19 protein-coding genes are annotated in these 17326 nt (G+C 68.3%); 12 read left to right on the forward strand and 7 right to left on the reverse strand.

The window, feature by feature from the left end; translation table 11 throughout:
* The first annotated feature begins 141 nt into the window (after positions 1–141).
* From AB0L70_RS20520 to AB0L70_RS20530, 3 genes are all read left to right on the forward strand, one after another.
* Positions 142–1161, forward strand: a complete 1020-nt coding sequence (locus tag AB0L70_RS20520) for a helix-turn-helix domain-containing protein (RefSeq protein WP_363686282.1) — start codon at positions 142–144, stop codon at positions 1159–1161.
* 159 nt (positions 1162–1320) lie between these two features.
* Entirely contained in the window at positions 1321–2313 is a 993-nt protein-coding gene (locus tag AB0L70_RS20525; RefSeq protein ID WP_363686284.1) for a winged helix-turn-helix domain-containing protein, read from the forward strand.
* Between the two features lie 128 nt (positions 2314–2441).
* Positions 2442–2891 (forward strand): RICIN domain-containing protein, encoded by a 450-nt coding sequence (locus tag AB0L70_RS20530; RefSeq protein ID WP_363686286.1) that lies wholly within the window; start codon positions 2442–2444, stop codon positions 2889–2891.
* A gap of 38 nt (positions 2892–2929) precedes the next feature.
* Here the strand turns inward: AB0L70_RS20530 and AB0L70_RS20535 are convergent, their stop codons facing one another.
* Together AB0L70_RS20535 and AB0L70_RS20540 are read right to left on the reverse strand one after the other, a co-directional pair.
* Positions 2930–4120 carry an acyl-CoA dehydrogenase family protein gene (locus tag AB0L70_RS20535; protein ID WP_363686288.1) on the reverse strand — a complete coding sequence of 397 codons (1191 nt, stop codon included), beginning with the start codon at positions 4118–4120 and terminating at the stop codon, positions 2930–2932.
* A gap of 110 nt (positions 4121–4230) precedes the next feature.
* The gene (locus tag AB0L70_RS20540) at positions 4231–5709 is read right to left on the reverse strand and encodes a serine/threonine-protein kinase (RefSeq protein WP_363686290.1); all 1479 of its coding nucleotides are present in this window, start codon (positions 5707–5709) and stop codon (positions 4231–4233) included.
* Between the two features lie 119 nt (positions 5710–5828).
* Here AB0L70_RS20540 and AB0L70_RS20545 point away from each other — a divergent pair, with 119 nt between their 5' ends.
* Together AB0L70_RS20545 and AB0L70_RS20550 are read left to right on the forward strand one after the other, a co-directional pair.
* Positions 5829–6494, forward strand: a complete 666-nt coding sequence (locus AB0L70_RS20545; RefSeq protein ID WP_363686292.1) for a peptidylprolyl isomerase — start codon at positions 5829–5831, stop codon at positions 6492–6494.
* 40 nt (positions 6495–6534) lie between these two features.
* Positions 6535–6900, forward strand: coding sequence for a VOC family protein (locus AB0L70_RS20550; protein ID WP_363686294.1), 366 nt, complete (start codon positions 6535–6537; stop codon positions 6898–6900).
* On the opposite strand, the gene AB0L70_RS20555 is transcribed toward AB0L70_RS20550, so the two are convergent.
* Entirely contained in the window at positions 6897–7859 is a 963-nt protein-coding gene (locus AB0L70_RS20555) for a CoA ester lyase (RefSeq protein ID WP_363686296.1), read from the reverse strand. The two genes, AB0L70_RS20550 and AB0L70_RS20555, sit on opposite strands and share 4 nt — an antisense overlap.
* 103 nt (positions 7860–7962) lie before the next feature.
* On the opposite strand from AB0L70_RS20555, the gene AB0L70_RS20560 reads away from it, so the two are divergent.
* From AB0L70_RS20560 to AB0L70_RS20585, 6 genes are all read left to right on the forward strand, one after another.
* A complete protein-coding gene (locus AB0L70_RS20560) occupies positions 7963–8490 on the forward strand; it encodes a hypothetical protein (protein WP_363686298.1) in 528 nt (175 codons plus the stop codon).
* 30 nt (positions 8491–8520) lie between these two features.
* Positions 8521–9798, forward strand: a complete 1278-nt coding sequence (locus tag AB0L70_RS20565) for a CBS domain-containing protein (protein ID WP_363686300.1) — start codon at positions 8521–8523, stop codon at positions 9796–9798.
* Positions 9788–10321: a DUF1003 domain-containing protein gene (locus AB0L70_RS20570; protein ID WP_363686302.1), complete on the forward strand. Its 534-nt coding sequence runs from the start codon at positions 9788–9790 to the stop codon at positions 10319–10321. Before AB0L70_RS20565 ends, AB0L70_RS20570 begins: the two co-directional genes overlap by 11 nt.
* A 64-nt stretch (positions 10322–10385) precedes the next feature.
* Complete coding sequence (htpX, locus tag AB0L70_RS20575; RefSeq protein WP_363686304.1) at positions 10386–11279, forward strand: zinc metalloprotease HtpX; 894 nt, start codon at positions 10386–10388, stop codon at positions 11277–11279.
* 4 nt (positions 11280–11283) lie between these two features.
* Positions 11284–11847 (forward strand): hypothetical protein, encoded by a 564-nt coding sequence (locus AB0L70_RS20580; protein WP_363686306.1) that lies wholly within the window; start codon positions 11284–11286, stop codon positions 11845–11847.
* Positions 11848–12020: 173 nt separating this feature from the next.
* Positions 12021–13169: a P-loop NTPase gene (locus AB0L70_RS20585; protein ID WP_363686308.1), complete on the forward strand. Its 1149-nt coding sequence runs from the start codon at positions 12021–12023 to the stop codon at positions 13167–13169.
* Between the two features lie 3 nt (positions 13170–13172).
* Here AB0L70_RS20585 and AB0L70_RS20590 read toward each other — a convergent pair whose 3' ends face one another.
* Positions 13173–13778, reverse strand: a complete 606-nt coding sequence (locus AB0L70_RS20590) for a helix-turn-helix domain-containing protein (RefSeq protein WP_363686310.1) — start codon at positions 13776–13778, stop codon at positions 13173–13175.
* 90 nt (positions 13779–13868) lie between these two features.
* On the opposite strand from AB0L70_RS20590, the gene AB0L70_RS20595 reads away from it, so the two are divergent.
* Complete coding sequence (locus AB0L70_RS20595; RefSeq protein ID WP_363686312.1) at positions 13869–14297, forward strand: hypothetical protein; 429 nt, start codon at positions 13869–13871, stop codon at positions 14295–14297.
* On the opposite strand, the gene AB0L70_RS20600 is transcribed toward AB0L70_RS20595, so the two are convergent.
* From AB0L70_RS20600 to AB0L70_RS20610, 3 genes are all read right to left on the reverse strand, one after another.
* On the reverse strand, positions 14294–14632 hold the full coding sequence (locus AB0L70_RS20600) for a sec-independent translocase (protein WP_363686314.1): 339 nt from the start codon (positions 14630–14632) through the stop codon (positions 14294–14296). The two genes, AB0L70_RS20595 and AB0L70_RS20600, sit on opposite strands and share 4 nt — an antisense overlap.
* Positions 14633–14699: 67 nt before the next feature.
* The gene (locus AB0L70_RS20605; RefSeq protein WP_363686316.1) at positions 14700–16085 is read right to left on the reverse strand and encodes a trypsin-like peptidase domain-containing protein; all 1386 of its coding nucleotides are present in this window, start codon (positions 16083–16085) and stop codon (positions 14700–14702) included.
* Positions 16086–16267: 182 nt separating this feature from the next.
* Positions 16268–17323 (reverse strand): sigma-E factor regulatory protein RseB domain-containing protein, encoded by a 1056-nt coding sequence (locus AB0L70_RS20610; protein WP_363686318.1) that lies wholly within the window; start codon positions 17321–17323, stop codon positions 16268–16270.
* Positions 17324–17326 lie beyond the last annotated feature (3 nt).

The raw sequence follows: 17326 nt of genomic DNA on the forward strand, positions 1-17326 counted from the left end.
CCGCGGTTGGATCCTTCCAACGGTTGTGTCGCGTTTGAACGGCCTGGTTGAATCGGGTACTCGCGTTCGGTCAGCAGCCCACCACAATCTGCTACCGACGGCATCGGGGGATGTCGTGATCGTTGTCCGAGAGGGCCCGCCGTGCTTCGTATCCACTTCACGCCACGAGACCTGGCCCGCGTCACGGTGGCCACCTCGCCCGCGCCGCTGTGGGAGGTGCTGCTGAGTCTGCACATGTTGCAGCACTCCGACGGGCGGCTGATCTTCGAGGACTGGCGCCGGCACGTCCGGACCACGGTCGCTCCGGACCAGATGCGGTTGCTGCTGGAGCTGACGCCGCCGAAGGGGTACTCCCCCGACTTCCTCACGCCGGCCGAGTCCAGCCCGGACTTCGACACCGCGCTGGAGCTGACGCTGTCGACTCCGCGGCAGCAGATCCGCAACCAGCTCGACCTGCTCAGCAAGTACCGCCCGGTGTCGCCGTGGACGCGCGAGCTGGCCAAGGGCGACCGGACGTCGCTGCAGAAGCTCGGCCGGGCGATCCGGACGTACCACGACGCCGCGATCGCGCCGTACTGGAAGTCGATCGGGACGCACGTGTCCGCCGACCACGCCCATCGCGGTGAGGCCCTGGCCCGGCACGGGGTGGACCGGCTGCTCTCGTCGCTGCATCCGCGGGTCCGGTGGGTGGCGCCCGTTCTGCAGGTGCTCGACATGAACGACCGGGACCTGTATCTGGACGGCCGCGGGATCGAGTTGCAGCCGTCGGCGTTCTGCTGGCAGGTGCCGACCAAGCTGCGTGATCCGGAGCTGAAGCCGATCCTGGTCTACCCGATCCAGCACGCGCCGGGGATCCTGCGGCAGGCGTCGATGGATTCGGCCGCGTCGAGTGATCCGCTGGGCTCGTTGCTCGGCGCGACCCGGGCCGCCGCGCTCGAGGCCGCCGTCGCGGGATGTACGACGACGGAGCTGGCGAAGCGCTGCAAGATCTCCCCGGCCGCGGCCAGCCACCAGGCGACGGTCCTGCGCGAGGCCGGCCTGATCACCACTCGCCGCGACGGCGCCTCCGTCCGGCACGAGATCACCCAACTCGGCATCTGGCTGCTGTCCGGCTACGGATCCGGCACCACCAGACAAGCTCCAGCCCGCAGTTCGGCATAGACCCTGCCCCGCCGCGTGACTGGGCCGACTGGCACCGCCCCGCCCGTCGACCCAGCACGCCGGCCGGCTTCACCTCCCACCAGCCGACCTGAATGAAAGGTGTTTGAAAGTGGGGGCTGGCAGGCTTTTGCTCGGGGGAGCCTGAGGAGGTAGTCCACGGTGTTGCGGATCCATTTCACCGGGCAGGACCTGGCGCGGACGACGCTGGCCGAGGAACCGGACCCGATGTGGGAGGTGCTGCTCAGCCTGCACCAGCTGCAGGGCCGGGACGGCGCCGCACACTACGGCGGCTGGCGTGAGCGCGCCCGCAAGCTGCTCCCCCGCCCGGCGACGCGGTTGCTGCAGCTGGCGCCGCCGCACGGGTACTCGCCGGACTTCCTCACCCCGGCTGAGCAGGCCACCACGTTCGACGAGGCTCTGGAGAGTGTGCTGTCCACTCCGTCCCAGCGGATGCACGAGGAGCTCGAGCTGCTCGCCGTACGACGTCCTCGCACCACGTGGACGCGTGACCTGGCGGCCGGCCAGGCTGGCGCCGTACACGTGCTTGGGCGGTCTCTGCGGGTCTACCACGAGTCTGCGGTTGCGCCGTACTGGGAATCGATCAGGTCTCTTGTCCGGACGGATCACCAGCGGCAGGTGGGCAATCTGACCGGTGCGGGTGTGGAGACGCTCCTGGGCCGGCTGCATCCGTCGGTGCGCTGGAACTCGCCGGTACTGGAGATCCCCAACTTCGCGGACCGCGATCTGCATCTCGAAGGGCGTGGACTGCGGCTGCAGCCGTCCGTGTTCTGCTGGAAGTCCCCCACCAAGCTGCAGGACCCGAATCTGCAGCCAGTGCTCGTCTACCCGGTCCAGTACGCGCCTGGACTGCTCCGGCGGGTGCCTGCCGACCACAGGTCGCAACCGCTGGCCGCACTCCTCGGTACGACGCGAGCGGCGGCGCTGGAGGTGATTGCGGACGGCTGTACGACGACAGAGCTGGCGGCACGCTGTCAGATCTCGGCAGCCGGAGCGAGTCGGCAGGCGACCATCCTGCGGGATGCGGGCCTGGTCACTACCCGGCGTGCGGGACAGGCCGTCCGGCACGAGTTGACGGTGCTCGGGAGAGCGATGCTGGCCGGTGGGTTCGTCCCGGCCGATCAGAGGGTGTAGTCCTGCTGGAGTTGGTGGCTGGGTTGTCGTCAGCGAATCGTCAGCGGTTCGTCAGCGGCAGTCGCCAGGCTCGGTGACGGTCGCGGGTCATCGGGGTCGGCGGCCGGTCATCGACAAGGAGAGACACCATGCGAAAGCTCATGGGCGTTCTGGGGGCGTTGGCGGCGGCAACACTCGCCGGTACCGCACTGCCGGCCCAGGCATCGACGTACCTCGGCATCGAGAACTACCGGGCGGTCGGCACCAACCTGTGCATCTCCGACCTGTCAGAAGGTCTGGGGATTGCGTCGTGCCCGGCGAATCCGCCCAACTACCAGAAGTGGGGCGTCTACGCCGCGCCGAACGTTCGCGCGTTCAAGAACGTGTCGACCGGGCGATGCATCCAAGGCGGCTGGGATGCCCGGGTGGTCAGCGTGGTGTGCCAAGGATCCGACTACCAGCGGTTCAACATCCTGCACTACAGCGACGGATCGATCGCCTTCCGCAACGTCGCGGTCGGGAGCTGCATCAACTACGAGCTCGGCCGCCCGTTGAAGCTCGTACAGTGCAACGGCTCGGTGTCGCAGCGCTTCCACTGACCCGCCGGGGAGGCCAGGTCGCAGGGGAGCCTGGCCTCTCAGAGTTTGTAGTCTTCGAGGAGGCGGCGGCCGATGATCATTCGCTGGATGTCTGCCGTACCCTCGCCGATCAGCAGCATCGGCGCCTCGCGGTAGAGACGTTCGATCTCGTACTCCTTGGAGAACCCGTAGCCGCCGTGGATGCGGAACGAGTCCTCCACGACCTGTGAGCAGTACTCACTGGCCAGGTACTTCGCCACTCCGGCCTCGAAGTCGTTGCGCGAACCACTGTCCTTCTTCCGCGCCGCCTTCACCATCAGCTCGTGCGCGGCCTCGACCTTGACCGCCATGTCGGCCAGCCGGAACAGCACGGCCTGGTGCTCGGCGATCTTCTTCCCGAACGTCTCCCGCTGCTGCGCGTACGAGATCCCCAGCTCGAACGCCCGCCGGGCCACCCCACAACCACGGGCGGCGACGTTGACGCGGCCGACCTCGACGCCGTCCATCATCTGGTAGAAACCCTTACCCGGTACGCCGCCGAGGATCTGGCCGGCGTCGATCCGGTACCCGTCGAAGACCAGCTCGGTGGTGTCGACGCCCTTGTAGCCCATCTTGTCGATCTTGCCCGGGATGGTCAGACCCTTGTCGACCTCACCGAACCCAGGCTCCTTCTCGACCAGGAACGTGGTCATGTTCTTGTAGACCGAGTCCTGCTGCTCGTCGGTCTTCACGAGTACGGCGACCAGGTTCGCGGACCCGCCGTTGGTCAGCCACATCTTCTGGCCGTTGACGACGTACGCGTCGCCGTCCTTGACCGCCTTGGTCTTGATCGCGGCGACGTCGGAACCACAGCCCGGCTCGGACATCGAGAACGCGCCGCGGACCTCGCCGGCGGCCATCCGGGGCAGGTACTTCTGCTTCTGCTCGTCGGTGCCGTGCTGGAGCAGCATGTACGCGACGATGAAGTGGGTGTTGATGATGCCGGACACGCTCATCCAGCCGCGGGCGATCTCCTCGACACACAGGGCGTAGGTGAGCAGCGATTCACCCAGGCCGCCGTACTCCTCGGGGATCATCAGGCCGAACAGGCCGAGCTCCTTGAGGCCCTCGACGATCTCGGTCGGGTACTCGTCGCGGTGCTCGAGCTCGGTGGCGACCGGGAGGATCTCCGCCTCGACGAACGCGCGGACCGTCTTGAGGATCTCTTCCTGGATGTCGGTCAGCCCGTCGGTCTGCTGCAACCTGCTCATCGTCAGCTCCTTGCGATCGAGTGCTTACCCGCGAGTATCGCGGGTTTCAGCATCCCGGCACGAGGGTGACACCCGCTGTGACACCGGCCACCTGACAGAGGTTGCCTGGCTCACTCGTTCCCGTTGCCGTCGTTGTTGTTGCCGTTCCCGTAGTCGTCGGGGCGGGGGAGCGAGCGGCCGGCCACGACGAAGAGAGCGGCGATCTGAGGTGTGCCCTGCCAGCGATGCCGCTGCTGCGCCTCGATCAGCCGCTGCCTGGCCTCGTAGAAGTGCTTCGCCGCCGCCTCGGTGTCGCCGTGGTCCAGCGCGACCGCAGCCTGGTCCAGGTCATGTGCAGCGTCCTTCGGAGCCTTGCTGCGGTTTCCCTGCTCGGTCTGGCGCACCTGCGCCGCGAGCGACCGTAGCGTCTGCACCAGCACCGCCTGCGGGTTCTGGTGCGGCGTCTCCTTCGGAGTCTCCTTGGGCGTCGGCTTCTTCGACGGAGTCCTGGTGGGCGTGGGCGTCGGCTTCGGTGTGGTCTTGGGCGCGGCGGCTTGCTTCACCGGCGCTGACGGCGTCCCGCCTGCCTGGGCCGGCGGCTCGTTCGTCACACCTGCCCGCAGCAACAGCGCCGCTACGACGCCGATGATCACCACTGCCGCGGCCACACCTACCTGCGCCAGCGGGAACGCTCGCTTGGTGGAAGCCCGGTGGGTTCCGCTCTGCTCAGGCTCTTCCTCCCACTTGCCGACCCCGACCACGTCCTCAGCGGGAGCCGCCACTGGCGTGAATGCGAGCACCTGGGTGGCGTTATGGGCCGTGAGGAGTGCAGTGACCTCATCCGCCGAGGACGGGCGGTCGGCTGGGTTCTTGGCCAGCAGATGCGTGACGAGGTTGGCCAGCTCAGCCGGTACGTCGGTCCGGGTGATCGGCGGTGGCGGGGTGTCGAGGTGTTGCCGCATGACCGTGTCGACGGTCGGTCCGGTGAAGGGCGGCGTACCGGCGAGGAGCTCGTGGAGGACGCAGCCGAACGAGTACCAGTCGCTGGCTGGGGTGGCTGGCTCGCCCCGGACCTGCTCCGGGGAGACGTAGGCCGCCGTACCGAGCAGGACGCCCAGACCGGTCGTCTCGTTGCCTGCTCGCTTGGCAATGCCGAAGTCGGTGATCTTGAGCGTGCCGTCCGGTGCCAGCAGCAAGTTGGCCGGCTTCACGTCGCGGTGGACGATCCCGGCGGCGTGGGCGGCATCCAAGGCGCGCGCACCCTGGACGGCGATGTCTTCGACCAGGTCGGCGCTCGGTAGGCCGGCACTGCGCATCAGCTTGGCCAGATCAGGGCCTGACACGAGTTCCATCACCAGGAACACGTGTTCGCCTTCGCTACCGACGTCGTACGTCGCGATGACGTTCGGATGCATCAGGCGAGCGGCCGACTGGGCCTCGGCCCGGAACCGCTCGACCGCGTCCATCGGGTCGCCTTCGAGCCGGCGGAGCAGTTTGACCGCTACCTGGCGGGCGAGAACGGTGTCCTCAGCCTGCCAGACCTCACCGGCACCACCTCTGCCCAGCAGGGTCACCAAGCGGTAGCGCCCTGCCAGTATCTCGCCGTTCACTAACCACACCTTCCGCAGCGGACCGCAACACCTTAGGCAACCCACACGTTCGAGAGCGAGTTCTGGCCCAAATACTTGAAGAACTCTGCACAGAGCGAGCGGAGTACTACCGTGAGCGCATGAAGCGATCACTCACCGCCCTGATCGCGGCCACTCTGGTCGCCGCGACGCTGACCACGACGCCCGCTTCCGCTGCTTCCGCCGCCCCCGCGGCGAAGCCGAAGCCGGTGACGAAATGCGAGTTCACGCCGACCCCGGAGAACCCGGCGGCCAAGCCGGTCCGGATTCCGTCCGCGACGGCTCGCGCGAAGGGCACGGTCGACGTGTTCTTCCTGACCAACTACGGACCGTTCGTGGTCCGGATGGACCGAGCGAACGCGCCGTGCGGCGTACACAACTTCGTGCACCTGGTGCAGAGCCGGTTCTACGACTTCACGCAGTGCTTCCGGCTGACGAACTCGGCCCGGCTCGGTGTCCTGCAGTGCGGTGACATCTACCGCCAGGAGGAGGGCGGACCCGGTTACAAGTTCCCGGACGAGGTCACCGGCCAGGAGACCTACCCCCGCGGGACCGTTGCCTACGGCAACCAGGGACCCGGCACGAACGGCTCCGAGTTCTTCGTCGTCCACTCCTTCGCCAACATCCCGCCGGACTACACCGTCCTGGGCCACGTCATCGCCGGCATGTCCACCTTCGACCGCATGGTCGCCGCCGGCATCGCCGATCCTGACCAGGACGGTCCCCCGGTCAAGCCGATCCGCATCTACAAGGTCTGGAGCTTCTGACCTGACCCGAGGAAGCTAGGTGGTGAAGGGGGTCCCAGCCATGACTGTGCAGTTAGGTGCGCTCGGGCAGATCGCACGCCCGGTTCGTGACATCGAAACCGCGGTCGCCTTCTACGGCGGCGTGCTGGGACTCCCCCACCTCTACACGTACGGCGATCTCGCGTTCTTCGACTGCGGTGGGACCCGGTTGTTCCTGAGCGCCGTCGACGAGCCGGGCCAGGCGGCCGTGCTGTATTTCCGGGTGGACGACATTCAGGCGGCGTACGACGAACTCCGCGGCCGGGGCGTGGTCTTCGAGGGCGCGCCGCATCTCATCCACAAGCACGACAACGGGGTCGAGGAGTGGATGGCGTTCTTTCCCGACCCCGATGGGCAACTGCTCGCGATCATGGCCCAGGTGGGCTAGTCGGCCGGAGGCTGCCAGACATCCGAGCGGGTCATGCCGGCGGCCCGGCCCTTGGCGGAGATGACGAGGGCCATCTTGCGGGAGGCTTCGTCGATCATCTCGTCGCCGAGCATGACCGCGCCGCGGGCGCCGCCCGCTGCCGACGTGAAGTGGTCGTACGCGTCGAGGATGTTCTCGGCGTGGTCGTAGTCGTCCTGGCGCGGTGAGTAGACCTCGTTCGCGGCCGCGATCTGGTCGGGGTGGAGGACCCACTTGCCGTCGAAGCCGAGGGCGGCGGAGCGGCCGGCGACCCGGCGGAAGCCGTCGACGTCCTTGATCTGCAGGTACGGGCCGTCGATCGCCTGCTTCCCGTGCGCCCGCGCGGCCATCAGGATCTGCATCAGGATGTAGTGGTAGGCGTCGCCGACGTCGTACCCGGGCGGCTGTTCGCCGACCACGAGCGACTTCATGTTGATCGATGCCATGAAGTCGGCCGGCCCGAAGATGATCGTCTCGACCCGCGGCGACGCGTTGGCGATCGCGTTCACGTTGGTCAGGCCGAGCGCGTTCTCGATCTGCGCCTCGATCCCGATCCGGCCGGGCTCGTACCCGTGCACCTTCTCCAGTTGGGTGAGCAGCAGATCGAGTGCGACCACCTGCTCGGCGGTCTGCACCTTCGGCAGCATGATGCAGTCCAGGTTCGCGCCGGCCCCGCCGACGACCTCGATCACGTCCGCGTAGGTCCATTCGGTGGTCCAGTCGTTCACCCGGACCACGCGCAGCTTGTCACCCCAGCCGCCCTCGTTCAGCGCGGCGACGATGTTCTTGCGCGCGTCCACCTTGGCGATCGGCGCGACCGAGTCCTCCAGGTCGAGGAACACCTGGTCCGCGTCGAGCCCCTTCGCCTTGGCCAGGAACCGCGGGTTGGACCCGGGCGTGGCCAGACAAGACCTTCTGCTCCGCAGTACCTGCTCCGTCATAACCCACAGACCTCCGCTTCGGTTACTCGCCGGTCACCCGCAGCGTACGGCGTAATCCTCGCGCCGCGCCCGGTGACATCGCTCACTGTGACACCCTGTCCGGGTGAGCACCGAGGAGGCTGTGACAGAGATCGCTGCGGTGATGAAGAAGGCCGGACTGGTCTGGCTGTCGTGGAACGGCGGACGGCCCCTCCCGGCGTGGTTCGCGACGGTAGACGGCCAGTACGTCGTACTCGCGGATGCGGCCGAGAGCGCCGAGCAGCCACTTCCCGGACTCGCCGCGGCCGGTTCCGCGGAGGTCGTCGTACCGGCCAAGCCGGCCACCAACCGCTTGGCGAGCTGGACCGCGACAGTACGGCGCCTTGACCCCGGCAGCGACGAGTGGACCACCGCGGCCCAGACCCTGCGGACAGAGCGCCTCAACGCAGCTGGACTGGACACACAGCTCGAGCGTTGGAAGACCGAGGCAGACCTCCTCGTCCTCGAGCCCACCGGCGAAATCACCGAGGCAGCCGGCCGGTACGACGACAGTCCGCGAGCCGAAACACCCATCGGGACCCCGGCCACGACCCGCGGCAAGGCACCGATCACGCTGCACCGCAAGATCCGCCGCCGTCCGCGCCTCAGCTGACACTTCGCCTCGGCGGGTTAGCCTTCGGGCATGAGCGGCTCACCGTCTCGCGTTTACGTGGCCCGGCTGGCTGGTCTCCCGGTGTACGACCCGAACGGGGACCAGGTCGGCAAGCTGCGCGATGTCGTGACGATGATGCGGTCGGACCGCCAGCCACCGCGGGTCCTCGGTCTGGTCGTCGAGGTGTTCACGCGGCGCAGGATCTTCCTGCCGATGACTCGCGTCACCTCCGTCGACGTAGGGCACATCACCACCACCGGTCTGCTCAATATGCGCCGGTTCGAGCAGCGCCCGACCGAGGTGCTCGTCCTGGGCGAGATGCTCGACCGCACTGTCACGATCCGCGAGACCGAGACGACCGCAGTGGTGTTCGACATGGCCATGGAGCAGTGGCGGACCCGGGACTGGGTTCTGTCGAAGGTAGCGGTCCGCGAGGGCGCTCACCGGTTCCGGCGGCGCGGGCAGTCGCACGTGCTCGACTGGAGTGACGTGAGTGGGTTCGCGCAGGTCGAGGAGGGCCAGGGCGCGACCCACCTGCTGACTGCCTTCGAGTCGATGAAGGCCGCGGACCTGGCCGGCGTACTGCACGACCTGTCGTCCAAGCGGCGCAACGAGATCGCAGCGGCGCTGGACGACGAGCGTCTGGCCGATGTGCTCGAAGAGCTGCCCGAGGACGACCAGGTGGAGATCCTGGCCGGTCTGGACACCGAGCGGGCCGCGGACGTGCTCGAGGAGATGTCACCGGACGACGCCGCCGACCTGATCGCCGAGCTTCCGACGGAGACCGCCGAGCGCCTGCTGACCCTGATGGAGCCGGACGAGGCAGAGGACGTACGGCGACTGCTGACGTACGAGGAGCGCACAGCCGGCGGGCTGATGACCTCCGAGCCGGTGATTCTGCCCGCGGACGCCACTGTGGCCGACGCACTCGCTCATGTCCGCAACGCTGACCTGAGTCCGGCGCTGGCCGCGATGATCTACGTCTGCCGGCCACCACTTGAGACGCCGACCGGACGGTTCATCGGAGTCGGCCACATCCAGCGGCTGCTGCGCGAACCACCGTCCGAGCTGGTGTCCGCCGTACTGGACACCGATCTGAACGGACTGCGGCCGGACGACGGCCTGCAGGCAGTCAGCAAGTACCTGGCGACCTACAACCTCGTCGCGGCCCCGGTGCTGGACGACGAGGGCCGGCTACTCGGTGCGGTCACCGTTGACGACGTACTCGACCACTTGCTCCCCGACGACTGGCGCGACCAACCAGACCGTGACCGCGAACAGCAGGAGGTGGACCACGATGCCCCGTGACGACCGCAGCTCCGACGACCGCCGCATGCTCCGCAGTGCCAACCGCCTGGACATCCCCCGCGAGCTGCGCCGCACGATCGTCCGCCGGAACGCGTACGACGCGGACGCGTTCGGGCGGTTGTCGGAGCGGATCGCCCGGTTCCTCGGCACCGGGCAGTTCCTGGTCTACATGACCGCGACCATCCTGTTCTGGGTCGCCTGGAACATCTTCGCGCCGGAGAGCGTGCGGTTCGACCAGTACCCGTTCATCTTCCTGACCCTGGCGCTCAGTCTGCAGGCGTCGTACGCCGCTCCGCTCATCCTGCTCGCGCAGAACCGGCAGGAGGCCCGCGACCGGGTCCAGTACGAGCGGGACCGGGACGTGGACGCCCGGACCCGGGCGGACATGGAGTTCCTGGCCCGCGAGATGGCGTCGCTGCGGATGGCCGTGGGTGAGGTCGCCACCCGCGACTTCCTCCGCTCCGAACTGCGTTCGCTGCTGGCCGATCTGGACCTCAAGAGCCGCGAGGACGACCGAGTCTGAGAGTCGCCTTAACCCGTTCCGGCACCGAGCTACGCTCTGATTGAGGGTGAGGAAGGACGTGGCGATGAAGACTCGCTTCAAGCCCGATCGTGGGCTGACCAGCCGGATGGTGGTGACCAGCTTCCTGCTGGGACTGCTGTACGTCGGCTTCGTGGCGCTGCTGATCGCGTTGACCAAGAGCGCCGTACTGGCCGTGGTGATCGCAGGTGGCGCGTTGTTCGCGCAGTACTGGTTCTCCGACCGGATCGCGCTGTACGCGATGCACGGGAAGATCGTCACGCCCGAGGAGGCACCGCAGCTGCACGGCGCGATCGACCGGCTCTGCGCGCTGGCGGACATGCCGAAGCCCAGGGTCGCGATCGCGGACGTCGACCTGCCGAACGCCTTCGCCACCGGACGCAACCCGAACAAGGCGGTCGTCTGCGTGACGACCGGGATCATGCGGCGGCTGGACGCCGACGAGCTAGAGGGCGTGCTCGCGCACGAGTTGTCCCACGTCGCCCACCGGGACGTCGCCGTGATGACGATCGCGTCGTTCCTCGGCGTACTCGCCGGCCTGATCACCCGCTTCGGCCTGTACGGCGGCCTCGGCCGGAACCGTGATCAGAACGCGGCCATGGTCGTGCTGACCATCGTCCTGGTCTCCGCCGCCGTCTACGCGGTCTCGTTCCTGCTGACCCGGGCACTGTCGCGGTACCGGGAGCTGGCCGCGGACCGGGCCGGCGCGATGCTCACCGGCAAACCGTCGACCCTGGCCTCGGCGCTGACCAAGATCAGTGGGGACATCGCCCGGATACCGTCGCGGGACCTGCGGCAGTCGCAGGCGTTCAACGCGTTCTTCTTCGCGCCCGCCATCTCCGGCAAGAGCGTGTCTGCGCTGTTCTCCACGCACCCGTCGCTCGAGACACGCCTCGACCGCCTCGGTGTGCTCTCCCGCGAGCTGGGCGAGCAAGCTTAGAGCTATGGGCCTTCTCGACATCCTGCTCGGCCGGAGTAAAGCCGTCCCGCCGAACCTCGACCAGCTGTTCTCGCTTCCGTCGGCCGCGATCACCTTGGAGACCGCGGCCGACTACCGACCGACGGGCAGTGGCTCGGTCTGCTTCAAGGCGGCCGAGGGCGGCGGGTTCTCCCTGATGCGCGACGAGGTCGACAAGCTCCTCGCCCTCGACAACGGCAAGTTCAGCAGTACGACGGACTCCTACGGCTTCACCTGGTTGGTCCGCCAGACCACCCCTGACGATGTCGAGGGCCTCGTCACCGACCTGCACGCGGTGAACACCTCACTCGTCGACGCCGGCTTCGGGAACGCCCTCCTCTGCACGCTGGTCGCGTTCACCAACGGCACCCGGTCGCTGGGCCTGGTCTACCTGTACAAGCGCGGCTCCTGGTACCCGTTCGTCCCCGTCGGCGCCGACCGTCGCGACAACGCGACCGAGCTGCAGATCAAGTCGCTCATCGGCGCCGACCTGCGCTTCGAGCCGGATCTGGCCCGCTGGTTCCCGGTCTACGGCGCCCCCGGCCTCTGAGTCACGCGACGGGATAACCCCTCGCGTGCCCGGTTCTCCCGTCTTGTCAAGGTGGGAGAACGGGCAAGGCAGAGGGTTATCCCCTGGTGTTGTCGGAGTTAGGTTCGCCTTCCTGGAGGTACGTCACACGGACCGTGGTCGGGTGGGTTCGGTCGAGCACGTAGCCTTGGGGTATGGCTCCCCCCACTGCTGACCAGGTGACCGCGGCGCTCGGTGGCGTGCTGGATCCGGAGATCAAGAAACCGATCACGGACCTCGGCATGGTCGAGTCCGTCGTCGTCCGCGACGACGGTGTGGTCGCCGTACGCATCCTGCTGACTGTCGCGGGCTGTCCGATGAAGGACACGCTCCGGCGGGACACGACGGCTGCCGTCAGCAAGCTCGAGGGTGTCACCGGGGTCGAGATCGACCTCGGCGTGATGTCGGCCGAGCAGCGGGCGGCCCTGCAGACGCAGCTACGCGGCGGCGTGGCCGAGAAGGAGATCCCGTTCTCCCGGCCGGACTCGCTGACCAAGGTGTTCGCGATCGCGTCCGGCAAGGGCGGCGTCGGCAAGTCGTCGGTGACGGTCAACCTCGCGGTCGCGATGGCCCGGCAAGGGCTCTCGGTCGGCGTCCTGGACGCGGACATCTACGGGCACTCGGTGCCGGCCATGCTCGGTGTCGCGGACGAGCGGCCGACCGCGGTGGACGACATGATCATGCCGGTGCCCGCGCACGGCGTGAAGGTGATCTCGATCGGCATGCTGAAGCCGAAGCGGGACCAGGTGGTCGCGTGGCGCGGCCCGATCCTGGACCGCGCGCTCGTGCAGATGCTGGCGGACGTGTACTGGGGTGACCTCGACGTACTGCTGCTCGACCTGCCGCCCGGCACCGGTGACATCGCGATCTCGGTCGGCCAGCGGCTGACCAGCGCCGAGGTCATCGTGGTGACGACGCCGCAGGAAGCCGCGGCCGAGGTGGCCGAGCGGGCCGGCACGATGGCGCAGATGGTGCACCAGCGGGTCGCCGGGGTCGTCGAGAACATGTCCTTCCTGCCCTGCCCGCACTGCGGTCCCGAGCACCGGATCGAGATCTTCGGCACCGGCGGCGGGACGCGAGTGGCGGAGACGCTGTCCGCACGCCTCGGGTACCCGATCCCCTTGCTGGGCGAGATCCCGCTCGACGAGCGGCTGCGCAGCGGCGGCGACATCGGCAACCCACTGATCGCCACCGACCCGGAGGCCCCGGCCGCTCAGATCCTGGATCAGATCGCGGCCAAGCTCGGCGGCAAGCCTCGCGGCCTCCTCGGCCGTCAGCTCGGCCTGTCCCCCGTCGGGCGCTAACGCTCAGTCGACGCCACCGAGGGTCGGCCAGATGGAACGCAGCGGGGCCAGTCCCTCTTCGACGTAGTGGGCGATGGGGTTGGCGCCGTCGTCCAGGTACCACTGCTCGAGCGCGGCGAGGTAGCCGAAAACGAGCGCGTTGGCGGCGACCCGGGCCTGGGTCGCGCTGACGTCGCCGGAGCGGGCCAGCATCGGCGCGATGCGTTGGCCCGCGCGGTCGAGGGTGGCGCAGAACGCCATCCGCACCGATGGCTCCTGGAAGAAGTACCGGACCCGGCGCCACGGGCTGCGCTCGGTCTGGGGAGACTCCATGTCCTCCGACACCGCCTCGTACCGGCGGACGATCTCGAGCAGGCTCCCGACGGGATCCTTCAGATCGATGATCTCCTCCAGCGCCTCCTGGCTGAGCGTGTCGAACTCGTCCGCGACCAGGAGCCCTTCCTTGGTCCCGAAGTACCGATAGACCGACGACGGCGAGACCTCGGCCGCCGCGGCGATCTCCTCGATTGTGACCGCGGCGAACCCACGCTCGTCGAACAGGTCGAGCGCACGCTCCTGGATGTTCCGCCGCGCCTTCACGCGCCAGCGTTCCCGCAGACCGGTAGCCATGGCTCCGACTCTAAGAGACAGCCACGCGCTTCAGCAAGTCACTATCTAAAAACTTGACCACACGGATCCCTCGTTCGTACAGTCACTTGCATGAGACAGTCACTATCTGAAAAAACAACAACTTCGACCGGCCGCGGCGCAGCCGTAGGCGCCGTCGTCCTCTCCCTCGCCCTCGCGGTCGCCGGGATCATCGATCAAGCCGGTGGCCAGTCGTTGGTGGACCACACCGCCGCCGTCTACGCGTCGTACGGCAAACAGCCCGCTAGCGGCCTGCTCTACGGCCTCGTGTACACCGTGGCGGTCGTCAACGTGCTGCTCTGGCTACTCGTCGCCCGCTGGCCCAAGGCGGCCCTGGCGGTCACCTCGGTCGTGATCACGGCAGCTCTGGCCGTCGTCCTGCTGACCACCTCGGAGTACGGCGCACACCTCTTCCCCGCGCTCTGGGGCGTACTCGCGCTGCTCCCGGCCGTAGCCGGCATCGCCGCAACCGTCATGGTGGTCCGGCGGTCGGGACGCTAGGTGGACTCGGGGTCGTAGGGAGGGCGCTGGCCGGCGGGGAGCCGCTCGGGAGCCGAGTCGGCGAAGTCCGCGACGGGCTTCTCGTCGAAGTCGTCCGCGCCTTCGAGCAGGTGCTTGCGGACGAAGTTCTTCGGGTTCAGGTCCTGGAGCTCGAGGTCAGCGAACTCCGGGCCGAGCTCGTTGCGCAGGTCGTTCTGCGCGGTGGTGACCATCTGGCGCACCTGGCGGAGCAGCCGGCCCGCGGTCCGGGCGAACTCCGGCAACCGGTCCGGACCGAAGACGAGTATGGCAACGATCGCGATCACGACCAGCTCGAGCGGCCCGATGCCGAACATGCCTCACCCCTGTCTACGTCCCGACGCCGACCAGGGTATATCGGCCCTGGTCACTCCGCCTGTTGGGTCAACCGATCTGCTGCGCCAAGGTCACCGTGGCCTGCCGCGCCTTCCCGCTGCGCTCGTACACCAACTGCACGCTCTCGCCCGGCTGGTGCGTCCGGATCGCGACGATCAACGTCTCGGCGGAGTCGACCGCCACGCTGTTGATCGAGGTGATCACGTCACCGACCTTCATCCCGGCGCGGGCGGCCGGCGAACCGGCGTTGACCGCGCTCACCCGGGCACCACCCTCGAACTGCATGTCCACGCTCGCCCCGATCACCGGGTACGACGCCTGGCCGTTGGCGATCAGCTGCTGCGCGGTCCGCCGGGCCTGGTCGATCGGGATGGCGAACCCAAGTCCGATGTTCCCGCTCTGCCCCTCCTCGGAGCCGCGGACGGTGGCGATCGCGGAGTTCACACCGATCACCCGCGCGTTCATGTCGACGAGCGGGCCGCCGGAGTTGCCCGGGTTGATCGCAGCGTCGGTCTGCAGCGCACTGATGTACGACGTCTCGTCCGCGGTCTCGCCCGTGGTCACCGGCCGGTTCTTCGCGGAGATGATCCCGGAGGTGACCGTCCCGGCCAGCCCGAGCGGCGAGCCGATCGCGACCACGTCCTGCCCGACGACGGCCTGGTCCGACTGACCGAACTGCACCGACGGCGCGTCCAGCCCGATCACCTGGACGATGGCCAGGTCGTACGCCGGGGACCGGCCGACGAGCCGTGCGGTCGAGGTCTTGCCGCTCTGGGTGAGGACCTGGATCGAACCGCCCTTCGCCGCACCCGCGACCACGTGGTTGTTGGTCAGGATGTGGCCGGCGTTGTCGATCGCGAACCCGGATCCGGTGGCGTCGGAGTTGTCCGCGCCCTCGACCTTCAGCTGGACGACGCTCGGCAGCAGCGTGGCCGCGACCGCGGAGACGGATCCGGTCTTGATCTTCGGGTCGGTACCGTTGCCGACCGGCACCGTCGGCTGCGCGGTGATGGGGTCGCCGGTGCTCCGGTTCACGGCGACCACAGTCGCGGCCGCACCGGCGCCGGCGATCACACCGATCACCAACGCGACGACCCCGGCGATGATGAGGATCCGGTTGGCCTTGGGCGGCGGCGCCGGCGTGTAGGCGTGCGCCTGCTGGTGGTGCCAGTCCGAGGGCGGAGGCGGCGTGTAGGTCGGCCGGTACGCCGGTTGCTGCGTCGGCCAGGCCTGTCCCTGGTACACCGGCCGGAAGCCGGGCTCCTGAGCCTCTGGCTTACCGAAGCTGCGCTGGGTGGTGGACCGCCCGTTCGTCTGCCGATACGCCGCGTCACTCCCGGGAGTGGGCAGTGGCGCAGCACCCGAGCCGGGCACCGGTGGCGCGAGGCCGGTCAGCGGCGACGAGCCGTTGGACCCGTTGGACCCGTTCGACATCGGCGGAGGAGGACCGTCGGAGGGTGCCCCGGAGGTGGGAAGGACCGCAGTGGGTTCCGAAGTGGTCAGGTTCGGAACTGTCGGCTCGGCGTCGTCGTTGCTCACGCTGCCCCGCCTCACGTCGTCGTCGTGGTCTCTGCCGGAGGGCACTTCGAGGTTACCGAAGGGTCTTCCAGAGTCGATTATCCCAGTTTCGGGGAAAGCGCACCCATCGGAGTGAGCCACGTCGCGATTTTGGCCAGTCCGGCGCCCATTCGCTGGACCGCGGACAGCTTCACCGGGACGTCGTGCGGGAAGGCGTGGACCACCTGTCCGAGCATGTCCGGGGGCAGGTCCCCGATCAGCGTGTAGACGATCCCGCCGGACGACCAGACGACGTACGACGGCATTCCGTAGCGGAGGTAGACACCGGGGTGGTCGGTGCTGGTGAAGCCGGCGACCGCGTCCGGATCGAGTGCGCCGCGCTGCTCGAAGAGCGAGACGTTGAAGAGCCCGTCCGAGTAAGAGAACTGCAGGGATCCGTTGGACGTGTCCTTGTGGACGCCGTACAAGCTCAGCGAGGCCGGCAGCTCGGGCGCACACACCCAGCCCTGCGAGCGGAGGCTGTCGGCCGTGCCCAGGCCGAGCGACTCGACCCCACTCGGCGTCATCGGCGGCAGGTGGCTGATGAACTCCGAGTCCTCGATCTCGAGCTCGGTGAACACCGTGGCCCGGACCATCGTCTTGCCGTCCACGCTGAACAGCTGCCGCTGCAAGAGCAGTCCGGTCGCCTTGTCGATCCAGAACCGCGCAGCCAGTGTCTGGTCGTCCCGCACGGCCTCCACGAGGACGGCGGCCCGCCCGATCGTGTCCGTGCAGCACTTGTAGATGAGCTGGTACGTCGCCTGCAGCAAAGCCAGCGGTCCGCCGTCAATCGCCGCGCCCGTCGTCGTCACGCGTTGCACGAACGCCTTGGCACCCGGTGCGGAGGACGAACCGACCACGCTGATCTCAGAGCCCTGGGAGGCCGCGTGCACGATGTCGAGCATCGCCGAGCTCGCACCCTGCGGTCCCCAGGCGGTGATGATCTGCGTGCCGTGATACGAGACCTGGTTCGGCGCTGCGGCCGCGCGCTGCAGCCAACTGACCGCGAGCGGTGAGTCGGCCCGGCCGGCGGACGGCGCCGCGTAGGCGGGCATGGGCAGGCCGAAGCCGATCAGAGCGGTGCTGACCAGTACGGCGAGCCGGGAGAGGCTCACGGG

It is taken from the genome of Kribbella sp. NPDC051952 (assembly GCF_040680855.1).
GTDB lineage: Bacteria > Actinomycetota > Actinomycetes > Propionibacteriales > Kribbellaceae > Kribbella.

Coding starts and splice junctions, on each gene's coding strand:
- AB0L70_RS20585 (WP_363686308.1), top strand. CDS start 12,021: ATGGCTCCCCCCACTGCTGACCAGGTGACCGCGGCGCTCGGTGGCGTG.
- AB0L70_RS20550 (WP_363686294.1), top strand. CDS start 6,535: ATGACTGTGCAGTTAGGTGCGCTCGGGCAGATCGCACGCCCGGTTCGT.
- AB0L70_RS20600 (WP_363686314.1), bottom strand. CDS start 14,632: ATGTTCGGCATCGGGCCGCTCGAGCTGGTCGTGATCGCGATCGTTGCC.
- AB0L70_RS20595 (WP_363686312.1), top strand. CDS start 13,869: ATGAGACAGTCACTATCTGAAAAAACAACAACTTCGACCGGCCGCGGC.
- AB0L70_RS20565 (WP_363686300.1), top strand. CDS start 8,521: ATGAGCGGCTCACCGTCTCGCGTTTACGTGGCCCGGCTGGCTGGTCTC.
- AB0L70_RS20605 (WP_363686316.1), bottom strand. CDS start 16,085: ATGTCGAACGGGTCCAACGGGTCCAACGGCTCGTCGCCGCTGACCGGC.
- AB0L70_RS20535 (WP_363686288.1), bottom strand. CDS start 4,120: ATGAGCAGGTTGCAGCAGACCGACGGGCTGACCGACATCCAGGAAGAG.
- htpX (WP_363686304.1), top strand. CDS start 10,386: ATGAAGACTCGCTTCAAGCCCGATCGTGGGCTGACCAGCCGGATGGTG.
- AB0L70_RS20555 (WP_363686296.1), bottom strand. CDS start 7,859: ATGACGGAGCAGGTACTGCGGAGCAGAAGGTCTTGTCTGGCCACGCCC.
- AB0L70_RS20570 (WP_363686302.1), top strand. CDS start 9,788: ATGCCCCGTGACGACCGCAGCTCCGACGACCGCCGCATGCTCCGCAGT.
- AB0L70_RS20545 (WP_363686292.1), top strand. CDS start 5,829: ATGAAGCGATCACTCACCGCCCTGATCGCGGCCACTCTGGTCGCCGCG.
- AB0L70_RS20580 (WP_363686306.1), top strand. CDS start 11,284: ATGGGCCTTCTCGACATCCTGCTCGGCCGGAGTAAAGCCGTCCCGCCG.
- AB0L70_RS20530 (WP_363686286.1), top strand. CDS start 2,442: ATGCGAAAGCTCATGGGCGTTCTGGGGGCGTTGGCGGCGGCAACACTC.
- AB0L70_RS20590 (WP_363686310.1), bottom strand. CDS start 13,778: ATGGCTACCGGTCTGCGGGAACGCTGGCGCGTGAAGGCGCGGCGGAAC.